Source organism: Polaromonas sp. SP1 (genome assembly GCF_003711205.1).
Classification (GTDB): Bacteria; Pseudomonadota; Gammaproteobacteria; order Burkholderiales; family Burkholderiaceae_C; genus Polaromonas.
The window spans coordinates 2,227,748-2,239,506 of the sequence record NZ_CP031013.1 but is presented as its reverse complement, the minus strand read 5'-3'; the positions used below and the strand labels follow the sequence as shown (position 1 = coordinate 2,239,506).

Below are 11,759 nucleotides of genomic sequence, written 5' to 3'. Positions count from 1 at the left end.
GCCTGTCACAAACAGTTTTTAGACTGTCCCGTTTAACTTGACGCGCCACGAGCACGTCCAATTCCCAGGAGTTTTGATGAAAAACCGTCTTTCCGCGTTCGCTTTTGCGGCCCTTGGCCTGTGCGCGCCATTGGCCAGCCAGGCCCAGACCGAGATCCAGTGGTGGCATTCCATGACGGCCGTCAACGGCGAATGGGTCAACGACCTGGCCAAGCAGTTCAACGAAAGCCAGAAGGAATACAAGGTCGTCCCCACTTTCAAGGGCACCTACGACGAGTCCATGACCGCCTCCATCGCGGCCTTCCGCGCCGGCAATGCGCCGCACATCCTGCAGGTGTTTGAAGTGGGCACCGCCACGATGCAGGCCAGCAAGGGCGCCATCGTCCCGGTCGGCAAGATCATGCAGGACGCGGGCGAAAAGTTCGACCCGAAGGCCTATATCCCCGCTGTCGCCGGCTACTACACCGCGCCGAACGGCCAGATGCTGAGCTTCCCGTTCAACAGTTCCACCACCATCTTCTATTTCAACAAGGACGCGTTCAAGGCCGCCGGCCTGCCGACCGACAAGGCCCCCGTCACCTGGCCTGAAGTCGTCAACGCCGCCGCCAAACTGAAGGCCTCCGGCCACAAGTGCCCCTTCACCACGGCCTGGCAAAACTGGACGCAGGTCGAGAGCTTCTCGGCCTGGCACAACGTCGAGTTCGCCACCAAGGCCAACGGCCTGCAGGGCATGGATGCGCGACTGAAGGTGGATTCGCCGCTGCACGTGCGCCACATCGAGAACCTGGCCAACATGGCCAAACAGGGCCTCTTTGTCTACAAGGGCCGCGGCAACGTGCCTGAAGCGAGCTTTGTGTCGGGCGAGTGCGCCATGATCAACACCTCGTCGGGCTTTTACGGCAACGTGGCCAAGAATGCCAAGTTCGCCTACGGCCTGGCCCCGCTGCCTTACTACCAGGACGTGCCCGGCGCGCCGCAAAACACCGTGATCGGCGGCGCCAGCCTCTGGGTCATGTCGGGCAAGAAGCCTGCTGAATACAAGGGCGTGGCCAAGTTCTTCAGCTTCATCTCCACCCCTGAAGTGCAGTCCGCCAGCCACAAGCGCACCGGTTACCTGCCTGTGACGATGGCTTCGTACGACCTGACCGAAAAATCCGGCTTCTACAAACAGAACCCGGGCACCGACGTCGCGGTTACGCAGATGATCCGCAAGGTGACCGACAAGAGCCGCGGCATCCGCCTGGGCAACTACGTGCAGATCCGCGCCATCGAGGACGAAGAACTCGAACAGGTCTGGAACGGCAAGAAGACCGCCAAGGAAGCGCTGGAGTCCATCGTCAAGCGCGGCAACGAGCAGCTTGAGCGCTTCCAGAAAGCCAACAAGGGCTGATCGCCCACGAGACAGAGCAGGCCCGCACGGCGGGCTAAACTCGGCCCGCTGCGCCCTCTCCCCCTCAAAGGGGACGGCCCGGCGGGTTTTTATGTTTTAGCACTCACCCGTTTCTGCCACTGAATTTTGCCCAACGAAGGCCCTATGGAAAAACGCGTTGTCTTTCGATCCAGCTGGCTGCCCTGGCTGCTGCTGCTGCCGCAAATGGCGGTCATTCTGGTGTTCTTCTTCTGGCCGGCGGCGCAGGCCCTGCTGCAGTCGCTGCAGCAGCAAGACCCTTTCGGCACCTCCGTCGAATTTGTCGGGCTGGCCAACTTCAGGCAATTGCTGGACGACCCGAGCTATGTGGAGTCTTTCAAGACCACCGCGTTTTTCTCGGTGATGGTCGCCGGCATTGGCATCAGCCTGTCGCTGGTGCTGGCCGTTTTTGCCGACCGCATCGTGCGCGGCGGCATGTTCTACAAGACCATGCTGGTGCTGCCCTACGCCGTGGCCCCCGCCGTGGCGGCCGTGTTGTGGGTGTTCATGTTCTCGCCTTCACTGGGCGTGGTCGCCTATGCGCTGGGCAAGATAGGCATCAACTGGAACCATTTGCTCGATTCGGGCCACGCCATGACGCTGATCGTGATGGCTTCGGTGTGGAAGCAGATCTCGTACAACTTCCTGTTCTTCCTGGCAGGGCTGCAGTCAATTCCCAAGTCGCTGATTGAAGCCGCCGCGATTGACGGTGCCAAACCCTGGCGCCGCTTCTGGAGCATCCAGTTCCCGCTGCTCTCGCCCACGACCTTCTTCCTGCTGGTCATCAACGTGGTTTATGCCTTCTTCGACACCTTTGCCATCGTCGACGCCGCCACGCAGGGCGGGCCGGGCAAGGACACGGCCATCCTGGTCTACAAGGTGTATTACGACGGCTTCAAGGCCATGGACCTGGGCGGCTCGGCCGCGCAGTCGGTGGTGCTGATGGTGATCGTGGTGGCGCTCACGGTCATCCAGTTCCGCTACGTCGAGAAGAAAGTCCAATACTGATGAAAACGACAACAAAAAACACGACGGGAGTCCACCATGGTTGAAAAACGCGGAACCCACGGCATCCTTGCCCATGTGATCGTGATCCTGGGCGTCTTCATCGTCGCCTTTCCCCTCTACCTGGCCTTTGTGGCCTCGACCCACACGGCGCAGGAAATCGTGCAGGCGCCCATGCCTTTGCTGCCGGGCACCAACATGATCGACAGCTACAAGGCGGCACTGTTCGGCCGCGAATCGGCGGCCGGCTCCAATGCCCCGGTGGCGCACATGATGTGGGTCAGCTTTGTCACGGCAATGGTGATTGCCATCGGCAAGATCACCATCTCGCTGCTGTCGGCCTTCGCCATCGTGTACTTCCGCTTCCCGTTCAAGAAGACCTGCTTCTGGGCCATCTTCATCACGCTGATGCTGCCGGTGGAGGTGCGCATCCTGCCCACCTACAAGGTGCTGTCGGACCTGAACATGCTCAACACCTATGCGGGCCTGACGGTGCCGCTGATCGCCTCGGCGACGGCGACCTTTTTGTTCCGCCAGTTCTTCCTGACGGTGCCCGACGAACTCACCGAAGCCTCACGCATGGACGGCGCCAGCCCGATGCGGTTTTTCTTTGATGTGCTGCTGCCGCTGTCGAAAACCTCCATCGCCGCGCTCTTCGTGATCCAGTTCATCTACGGCTGGAACCAGTACCTCTGGCCGCTGCTGGCCACGACGAGTGAAGACATGTACCCGGTGGTCGTGGGTATCAAACGCATGATCGCCGGCGGCGACGGCCAGAACGAATGGAACGTGGTCATGGCCACCGCCATTTTGGCGATGCTGCCGCCCGCGCTGGTGGTGGTGCTGATGCAGAAATGGTTCGTCAAGGGCCTGGTCGATACCGAGAAATGATCCTCCCCCGAAGCGCCTTCGGCGCCTCCCCCAGGGGGCGCCACCAGCGGCCCGGCAAAGCCGGTTCCGCGGCGTCCGCTTGAATTAAAACCAACACAGGTAATCTCAATGGCTTCACTCCAATTCAACAACGTCATCAAACGCTACGGCTCCGGCAAGGACGTGCTGCAAGTGCTGCACGGCGTGAACGCCGAGATCAACGACCACGAGTTCATCGTCATCGTCGGGCCATCGGGTTGCGGCAAGTCCACCCTGCTGCGCATGGTGGCCGGGCTCGAAGAAGTCAGCGACGGGCAGATATCCATCGGCGGCAAAGTCGTCAATGAACTGGAGCCTTCCGAGCGCGACATCGCCATGGTGTTCCAGAACTACGCGCTTTACCCGCACATGAGCGTGTTCGACAACATGGCCTACGGCCTGAAGATCGCCAAGGTGCCCAAGGACGAGATCAAGACGCGCGTCGACAAGGCCGCCAAGATCCTGGAGCTGGGCCACCTGCTGGACCGCAAGCCGCGCGCGCTCTCGGGCGGCCAACGCCAGCGCGTGGCCATGGGCCGCGCCATCGTGCGCCAGCCCCAGGTGTTTTTGTTCGACGAGCCGCTGTCCAACCTCGACGCCAAGCTGCGCGTGCAGACGCGCCTGGAGATCCAGAAGCTGCACCGCGAGCTCGGCATCACCTCGCTCTTCGTCACGCATGATCAGGTCGAAGCCATGACGCTGGCCCAGCGCATGATGGTGATGAACGCCGGCCGCATGGAGCAGTTCGGCACACCCGAAGAGGTCTACAACCGGCCCGCCACCACCTTTGTGGCGAGCTTTATGGGCTCGCCGCCCATGAATCTGCTCAAGCGGGCGCCGAATGCCGACTTCGGCGGCAAACCCGGTGCCATTCTGGGCATACGGCCCGAGCATCTGACGGTGGGTCACACCGGCTGGGCGGTGCAGGTTGACACGATCGAAATGCTGGGCGCCGAGCGCCTGCTGTACTGCCGCATGGGCGAGGAGTTTCTGATCGTGCGTACCGACGAAAGCCTGTCGACAGCCCCCGAAATCGGCGCAACCATCCACGTGGAGCCGCGCACGGACCGCCTGCACTGGTTTGATGCGGAAACGGGCAAACGCATCTAGCTTTCGGCTTTCGTCTCGATAGGTCTTGACCCCATGACAAATCCCGTATCCGCCGCCAATTGGCCCTACCCGCGCTGGGTGGCGCACCGCGGCGCCGGCAAGCTGGCGCCTGAAAACACCCTCGCCTCCTTCATGCTGGGCGCCAGCCACGGCTACCGCATGTTCGAGTGCGACGTGAAGCTGAGCGCCGACGGCATCCCCTTCTTGCTGCACGACGCGACACTGGAGCGCACCAGCAACGGCAAAGGTGTGGCCAGCGAGCTGACCTGGGACGCACTCGCCAAGCTGGACGCGGGTGGCTGGCATTCGCCGGCGTTTGCCGCGGAGGGCCTGGCCAGCTTTGAGCGCATTGCCCGTTTTTGCCTGGACAAGGGCTATTTCCTGAACATCGAGATCAAGCCCACGCCGGGTGCCGAGGCTCGTACCGGCACAGTGGTGGCCAATGAGGCGGCCCGGCTGTGGCAAGGGACGGCGGTTCCGCCGCTGCTGACATCCTTCCAGCCGCCGTCGCTGGAGGCCGCCAGGCGCGCCCAGCCCCAGTTGCCGCGCGGCCTGCTACTGGACCAACTCCCCGCCAACTGGCTGGCAACGGCAACAGGCTTGGGCTGTGTCGCCATCGTCTGCAACCACAAGCTCTGGAATGCCGACACCGTGGCCCAGGCCAAAAAAGCCAGCTTCAAGCTGCTGAGCTATACGGTGAATGACGAGGCGAATGTGCAGCGGCTGCTGGCGCTGGGCACCGACGGCATCATCACGGACGCGGTGGACGTCTTCAAGCCCGACTAGGCTTTCAGGCGCGCCACGCGCCCAGTACCGCCCACTGACACAGCGCCGCCCCAACCACCATCGCGGCATAGGTCAGCATCTTCCCGTCATGGCCGAAGAACACCAGCCCGGCCACCAACACCAGCACGTTTGCTACAAAAACAATAGCTGCCTGCCCATACCACGTATGGGCTAGAGGCCTTTTTGACTTGAAAACCCCGCCCATCAGCTGCGTGGCCAATACCAGCAGCAGCGCAACGGCGGCAGCCGGCAGGACAAGGTTGAGCAGGTGGTTGGCCAGCAGGTAGAAGGTCATGCGCGTGCGGGTGGTTGAAAGTCGCCGGGGGTCAAAAAGCCCGAAAAAATGGCTATCGGGGCGATTGTCCGGCCTTTGTGCCTGCTTTGTACCGGCCCGACCGCTTCAATTTTATAATCGGAGGATGTCAGTCTGGGCCCTTGGGCTAAACCACACCACCGCACCGCTCGATTTGCGCGGCCGGTTCGCCTACGCCCTGGACCAGGTCGAGCCCACTTTGCGCGCCCTGCGCGCGTCGCTGGCGCGCCAGCCTGAGGCCACACTGCTCTCCACCTGCAACCGCACCGAGATCTACTGCGCCGGCGAAAAAACCGACCTGGACCACACGCTGGACTGGCTGGCCCACAGCGGCGGCGTTTCGCCCGCCCTGCTGCGCTCGCATGCCTACACCCTGCAGGGCGACCAGGTCGCCCGCCACGCCTTCCGGGTGGCCAGCGGGCTGGATTCCATGGTGCTGGGCGAGCCGCAAATCCTCGGCCAGATGAAAGACGCCGTGCGCGCCGCCGAAGATGCGGGCGCCATGGGCACCACCCTGCATCAACTCTTTCAGCGCTCCTTTGCCGTGGCCAAGGAAGTGCGCAGCAGCACCGAAATCGGCGCGCACAGCATCAGCATGGCGGCGGCCAGCGTGCGGCTGGCTGGTCAGCTGTTTGAAGATTTGAGCGACATCAAGGTGCTGTTTGTCGGTGCGGGCGAAATGATCGACCTGGCGGCCACCCACTTCGCCGCCAAAAACCCCAAGGCCATGGCGATTGCCAACCGCACGCTGGAGCGCGGCGAAAAGCTGGCCGGCCGCTTTGGCGCCGAAGTGATGCGCCTGGCCGACCTGCCCAGCCGCCTGCATGAATTCGACGCGGTCATCAGCTGCACCGCCAGCACGCTGCCCATCATCGGCCTGGGCGCCGTCGAGCGCGCCGTGAAGCTGCGCAAGCATCGCCCGATGTTCATGGTCGACCTGGCCGTGCCGCGTGACATCGAGCCCGAAGTCAAGGCCCTGCCCGATATCTACCTCTACACCGTCGACGACCTGGCCCACGTGGTGCAGACCGGCAAGGACAGCCGCCAGGCCGCCGTGGCGCAGGCCGAAGTCATCATCGACGCCGGCGTGCAGAACTTCATGCACTGGCTGGGCCAACGCCGCAGCGTGCCGCTGATCCAGCAACTCAATGCGCAGACCGACGAGTGGCGCGCCGCCGAAATCGTGCGCGCCAAAAAGCTGCTGGCCCGGGGCGAGCCCATCGACACCGTGCTGGACGCGCTGACCCGCGGCCTGACCCAGAAAATGCTGCACGGCACTTTGGCCGAATTGCATGCGGGCGATGCCAGCAGCCGCGAAGCCACGGCGCAAGCCGTCTCACGGCTGTTCCTGCGCGGCCAGTTGCCCAAAGTCCAGCCCGACGACAAAGAGCGTTAGCGGCCGCCGCTGCGCCGTGGCTGCGACTGCCGCCACACCTGCTGACGTCTGGCAGCGCCCTCGCCGCCCGTCGTCGCCCTGAATCCCTTTTGCTTTTTCCATCGTCATGAAACCCTTTCTCCGCCAAACCCTGGACCGCCAGCTTCTGCGCCTGCACGAGCTGGATGCGCTGCTGTCCGCCAGCGACGTGGTGAGCGACCTGAACCGCTTTCGCACCCTGACGCGTGAGCACGCCGAAGCCAGCGTGATCGCCGAGCAGTACATGCGCCTCACCACCCGCGAGGCCGACCTGGCCGGCGCCGAGGGCATGCTGGCAGAGGCCAAAAACGACCCTGAAATGACGGCGATGGCCGAAGAAGAGATCGCCGCGGCCAAAGCCGATATCGCGCAGATCGACGAAGCCCTGCAGCTGATGCTGATTCCCAAGGACCCGGACGACGCCCGGGCGGCTTTTATCGAAATCCGCGCGGGCACGGGCGGTGACGAGTCGGCGCTGTTTGCCGGCGACCTGTGCCGCATGTACACCCGTTTTGCCGAGCGCAACCGCTGGCAGGTGGAGATCATCAGCGAGTCGCCAAGCGAGCTGGGCGGCTTCAAGGAAGTGGTGCTGCGCATCGACGGGCCGCTGGACGTGATGGGCGTGGGCGTTTACGGCAAGCTGCGGTTTGAGTCAGGCGGCCACCGCGTGCAGCGCGTGCCGGCGACCGAAACGCAGGGCCGTATCCACACCAGCGCCTGCACCGTGGCCGTGCTGCCCGAGCCTGATGAGGCCGTGGCCATCCAGATCAACCCGGCCGACCTGCGCATCGATACCTACCGCGCCAGCGGCGCCGGCGGCCAGCATATCAACAAGACCGATTCGGCCGTGCGCATCACGCACTTGCCGACGGGCATCGTCGCCGAATGCCAGGAAGGCCGCAGCCAGCACAGCAACAAGGCGCAGGCGCTCAAGGTGCTGACCGCGCGCATCCACGAAAAAGACCGCTCCGAGCGCGCCGCCAAAGACGCCGCCATGCGCAAGGGCCTGATCGGCAGCGGCGACCGCAGCGACCGCATCCGCACCTACAACTTCCCGCAAGGCCGCCTGACCGATCACCGCATCAACCTGACGCTGTACAAGCTGCTGGCCATCATGGAAGGCGACATGGGCGATGTCGTCACCGCGCTGCAAGTGGCGCGCGGGGCCGAATTGCTGGCCGAACTGGAAACCGCGAACAGCGGGCTTTGAGGTTTCGCCCCATGATTCCTTCCCGGTTTTTATATGCCAAATCGGCCTCCAGCCTATATACCGTCTTGGGTTACAGCTATTCTTTTGATAGCAATGACATCACTTCAGCACGCGCGCACCCATGAACCAGCCCAGTTGCGCACAAGCCCTCACCGCCGCCCAGGCCTTGGGGCTGGACCGGCTGGACGCCCAGTTGCTGCTGCTGCACGCACTGGACAAGCCGGCTGACGCACGGGCCTGGCTGCTGGCGCACGACACCGACATCCTGTCCGAAGAAGCCGCCGCAGCCTTCCGGGCCATGAGCCTGCGCCGGGCTGCCGGCGAACCGCTGGCCTACATCGTCGGCAGCAAGGAGTTTTTTGGCCTTGCGCTGCAAGTCGATGCCCGCGTGCTGGTGCCGCGGCCGGACACCGAAACGCTGGTGAACTGGGCGCTGGAGGTGCTGCAATTCCCCAACCTCCCCAACCTCCCCAATATGCCCGCGGCGCCGGAGATTCTGGACCTGGGCACCGGCAGCGGCGCCATCGCGCTGGCCATCGCGCACAGCCTGAAAACAGCCGGCCGCCAGGGCCGCGTCGTGGCCGTGGATGCGAGTGCGGACGCGCTGGTCGTCGCCCGCGAAAACGCGGCCCGTTTGGGTCTTGAGATGGATTTCGTTCAAAGCCACTGGCTTGAGAAAGTTAGCGGACACTTTCACCTGATCGTCAGCAATCCGCCCTACATCGCCAGCGCCGATCCCCATCTGGACGCCCTGACCCACGAACCCCTGAGCGCCCTGGCGGCCGGGCCGGACGGGCTGAACGACATTCGCGCGATCGCCCGGCAGGCACCCGACAGCCTGCTGCCGGGCGGCTGGCTGCTGCTGGAACACGGTTACGACCAGGCCGCGGCCGTGCGCGAGCTGCTGGCCGGCGAAGGTTTTGAGCAGGTTCAAAGCCGCCAGGACCTGGCCGGCATTGAGCGCTGTTCGGGCGGCTTGTGGCCGGGCGGCTGACGCGGCGGTCCGGGAAATCACGCAGAAAACCAAACGGCGGGATAATCAGCCCGTTGAATTCTGGTTTCCAGATTCCATCTAATTGAAACGTGAAATGCCCCGGCTGAAGCTTTTCAGCCCGGCACGGCCTTCCGGCCCACCCCCAGGATTTCTAAAGGACTTCATCATGAGCACCACCGACCCCACCCAGCAACGCATCGCCGAAATCGTCAAATCCAGCGATGTTGTCCTCTTCATGAAGGGCACGGCGCAATTCCCGATGTGCGGTTTTTCAGGCCGCGCCATCCAGGTGCTCAAGGCTTGCGGCGTGAACAAACCCGCCACCGTGAACGTGCTGGAAGACGAAGAAATCCGCCACGGCATCAAGGAATTCAGCAACTGGCCGACGATCCCCCAGCTGTACGTGAAGGGTGAATTCATCGGCGGCTCGGACATCATGATGGAGATGTACCAAAGCGGCGAGCTCCAGCAGGTGCTGGGCACCACCGCCGCTTAAAACCCGGTGCGCGGCGGCGGCGGCGCCGAAAATGTCAGCGCGTGTAGCCCGCGCAGGCGCCCGCGTCTACGCCGCCCTTGCATTCGCGCTTGAGCCTGGCGGTGCGCTGTGCGGGCGACTCTTCAGATCCGCGTATGAATTTGGCTCTGCCGCCCGGGCTTGCCGCACCGGGTTTGGCCGTCGCTTTTTTGGATTTAGATTTTGACTTGGCAGGTTTGCTTTCATCCTGCAGCGGTTGACTCTGCGCCAGGGCGTTTCCGCCCAGCAAAACGGCAGCAGCCAGCAAGGCCAGTACAGGCCCCTTGAAGAACTTTGTGTTCATTTTTTCCCTCCCTTTTCACTCTCACACACGCTGCGAGGCTTGCCGCCCCCGCGCCTCCCATCCTGCCGAGAACGCGGGTGACACCGCTTCCTTGGCAGGCCAATGCTTGTTTGTTATTGCAGCTTCGGGTCCCCAAACGCTTCGTCGTCCGGCGGTGCGTCGGCCGGCAGGCGAAAACCTTCGCTGGCCCAGGCGCCCAGGTCGATGTTCTTGCAACGCTCGCTGCAGAAGGGACGGAAGGGGTTGCCCGGTGCGTAAACGCTTTCGCCACCGCAGCCGGGGCATACCACCAGCTTCACAGGGAGGGGCGTGGAGTCTTTTTTCGTGACAGGCATGGCTTCAGGCTGTTTCTGAATAGGTCGACCAGGGACGCAAACGCGGTCAGGAGCAGAGTGTCAGCTCAAACGCCGAGTCCTCGGTGCTGGCGTGCAGGCGGTCATCGCTTTCGTGGCGCATGAGGCGCACCGAGACAATCAGGCGGTTGCCGCTGATTTCGGGGATCATGCCCAGCGAGGGGTCAATCCGCAGGCGCAGCAGCTGGAAGGTGCGTCCCTGGGGAAGCGTCTGCTGGTACTGCCCGGCCGGGGCGATCACTTTTTGCGGGGCGCCGGAGTCGCGCAGCAGCGTCAACAAAACACGGATGGATTCAGCCAGCGGCACCAGCGGCGTGATCCAGCGCTGCAGGTCCTGCTTGCGCGTTGCGGTATCCAGGTGCTGCCACGCAAAATAAGCCGGTAAATCGAATTCGCAAGTGCCGCCCGGAATGCCGACGCGGCTGCGAATGCTCATCAGCCAGTCGTTTTCAGTCAGTGACTGGCCCGCCTTGCCCGGCAAGCCGTTCAAGGCGGCAAAACACCCTTCGAGCTGCCCGGTAACTTCATCCAGGACGGCTTCCGAAATGGCCGGGTTGCCGCGGTAGCCGTTGAGGACGTGCTTTTGCTTCTCGAGGTCCTTGAGCACGTCGGTTTTGAGGTCGGCCCGCGCGCCCACGTCCATGATTTCAAAGATGGTCGTGATGGCGTAGTGATGATCCGTCGGGCTCTCGCGCTCCACCAGTTCACCAAGGCGGCGAAACAGGTGCTCCAGTCGCAAGTACGTGCGTATGCGTTCGTTAAATGGATACTCGTAAAGAATCACAGCGCTATTTTCGTCGGCTTCAAAGGAGAGGTTTGTCTGTGCATCATAGCCCGAAGCGCGCGGCAAGCAGCCGGACCTGGGCCTGCAGGTCTTCAAGGGACAAGCCGTCGTTGTAAAGGCAAATATCGGCCGCCGACAGGCGCTGGCCGCGGCTGGCCTGCCCTGCCAGGATTTTTTCCACCACGTCTTGGGGCCAGCCGTTACGGGCCATGACCCGGCTGATCTGCGTGGCTTCGCTGCAATCCACCACCAGCACCTGGTCAAGTTGCTGGCGCCAGCGGCCCGACTCCACCAGCAGCGGAATGTCAAAAACAACGCAGGTCTTACCGGCTTTCACGGCCTCCCCGTACTGTCGCAGGGTTTCCTGGCCCACCAGGGGGTGAACAATCGACTCGAGCCGCCGCCTGGCGGAAGGGTCCTCAAAAGCGAGCTGCCGCATGCGGTCCCGGTCCATGGCACCATCGGCAGCTATGAGATGGGGTCCGAACTGTGCGGCGATTTCCTTCAGGGCGGCCCCGCCGGTGGCCGTGACCGCCCTGGAAATTGCATCGGCATCGACCAGCGCGGCGCCACAGGCCACCAGCGTATGGGCAACCGTACTCTTGCCGCTGCCTATGCCGCCCGTCAATCCTATGCGCAAGGCGGCAGGGCGCAT

14 protein-coding genes are annotated in these 11,759 nt (G+C 63.3%); 9 read left to right on the top strand and 5 right to left on the bottom strand.

The genetic code is table 11. The features are described 5' to 3' along the window. The first annotated feature begins 76 nt into the window (after positions 1–76). From ugpB to ugpQ, 5 genes are all read left to right on the top strand, one after another. Positions 77–1,390, top strand: coding sequence for a sn-glycerol-3-phosphate ABC transporter substrate-binding protein UgpB (gene ugpB / locus DT070_RS10630; protein ID WP_122955371.1), 1,314 nt, complete (start codon positions 77–79; stop codon positions 1,388–1,390). A 144-nt stretch (positions 1,391–1,534) separates the two neighbouring features. Further along, positions 1,535–2,416 (top strand): sn-glycerol-3-phosphate ABC transporter permease UgpA, encoded by an 882-nt coding sequence (gene ugpA / locus DT070_RS10625; RefSeq protein ID WP_122955370.1) that lies wholly within the window; start codon positions 1,535–1,537, stop codon positions 2,414–2,416. A 36-nt stretch (positions 2,417–2,452) separates the two neighbouring features. Beyond that, on the top strand, positions 2,453–3,304 hold the full coding sequence (gene ugpE / locus DT070_RS10620; protein WP_092129095.1) for a sn-glycerol-3-phosphate ABC transporter permease UgpE: 852 nt from the start codon (positions 2,453–2,455) through the stop codon (positions 3,302–3,304). 108 nt (positions 3,305–3,412) lie between these two features. Beyond that, positions 3,413–4,432, top strand: coding sequence for a sn-glycerol-3-phosphate import ATP-binding protein UgpC (locus tag DT070_RS10615; protein WP_122955369.1), 1,020 nt, complete (start codon positions 3,413–3,415; stop codon positions 4,430–4,432). A 33-nt stretch (positions 4,433–4,465) separates the two neighbouring features. Beyond that, positions 4,466–5,218 carry a glycerophosphodiester phosphodiesterase gene (ugpQ, locus tag DT070_RS10610; RefSeq protein WP_122955368.1) on the top strand — a complete coding sequence of 251 codons (753 nt, stop codon included), beginning with the start codon at positions 4,466–4,468 and terminating at the stop codon, positions 5,216–5,218. Between the two features lie 4 nt (positions 5,219–5,222). Here ugpQ and DT070_RS10605 read toward each other — a convergent pair whose 3' ends face one another. Further along, complete coding sequence (locus DT070_RS10605) at positions 5,223–5,513, bottom strand: hypothetical protein (protein WP_122955367.1); 291 nt, start codon at positions 5,511–5,513, stop codon at positions 5,223–5,225. 124 nt (positions 5,514–5,637) lie between these two features. Between DT070_RS10605 and hemA the strand changes: the two genes are divergently transcribed. The 4 genes from hemA (at position 5,638) to grxD (ending at position 9,645) form a co-directional block, all read left to right on the top strand. Beyond that, on the top strand, positions 5,638–6,927 hold the full coding sequence (gene hemA, locus DT070_RS10600) for a glutamyl-tRNA reductase (RefSeq protein WP_122955366.1): 1,290 nt from the start codon (positions 5,638–5,640) through the stop codon (positions 6,925–6,927). Positions 6,928–7,033: 106 nt separating this feature from the next. Continuing rightward, the gene (gene prfA, locus DT070_RS10595; protein ID WP_122955365.1) at positions 7,034–8,155 is read left to right on the top strand and encodes a peptide chain release factor 1; all 1,122 of its coding nucleotides are present in this window, start codon (positions 7,034–7,036) and stop codon (positions 8,153–8,155) included. Positions 8,156–8,276: 121 nt separating this feature from the next. Then, positions 8,277–9,149, top strand: coding sequence for a peptide chain release factor N(5)-glutamine methyltransferase (gene prmC, locus DT070_RS10590; protein ID WP_122955364.1), 873 nt, complete (start codon positions 8,277–8,279; stop codon positions 9,147–9,149). Between the two features lie 166 nt (positions 9,150–9,315). After that, the gene (grxD, locus tag DT070_RS10585; RefSeq protein ID WP_122955363.1) at positions 9,316–9,645 is read left to right on the top strand and encodes a Grx4 family monothiol glutaredoxin; all 330 of its coding nucleotides are present in this window, start codon (positions 9,316–9,318) and stop codon (positions 9,643–9,645) included. Between the two features lie 34 nt (positions 9,646–9,679). Here grxD and DT070_RS10580 read toward each other — a convergent pair whose 3' ends face one another. The 4 genes from DT070_RS10580 to coaE all read right to left on the bottom strand — a co-directional run bounded on the left by DT070_RS10580 (position 9,680) and on the right by coaE (position 11,759). Continuing rightward, positions 9,680–9,967: a hypothetical protein gene (locus tag DT070_RS10580; RefSeq protein ID WP_122955362.1), complete on the bottom strand. Its 288-nt coding sequence runs from the start codon at positions 9,965–9,967 to the stop codon at positions 9,680–9,682. A gap of 113 nt (positions 9,968–10,080) precedes the next feature. Next, positions 10,081–10,302: a DNA gyrase inhibitor YacG gene (locus DT070_RS10575; RefSeq protein ID WP_122955361.1), complete on the bottom strand. Its 222-nt coding sequence runs from the start codon at positions 10,300–10,302 to the stop codon at positions 10,081–10,083. Positions 10,303–10,348: 46 nt separating this feature from the next. Then, positions 10,349–11,104, bottom strand: coding sequence for a cell division protein ZapD (gene zapD / locus DT070_RS10570; RefSeq protein WP_122957352.1), 756 nt, complete (start codon positions 11,102–11,104; stop codon positions 10,349–10,351). Positions 11,105–11,147: 43 nt separating this feature from the next. Then, positions 11,148–11,759 (bottom strand): dephospho-CoA kinase, encoded by a 612-nt coding sequence (gene coaE, locus DT070_RS10565; protein WP_122955360.1) that lies wholly within the window; start codon positions 11,757–11,759, stop codon positions 11,148–11,150.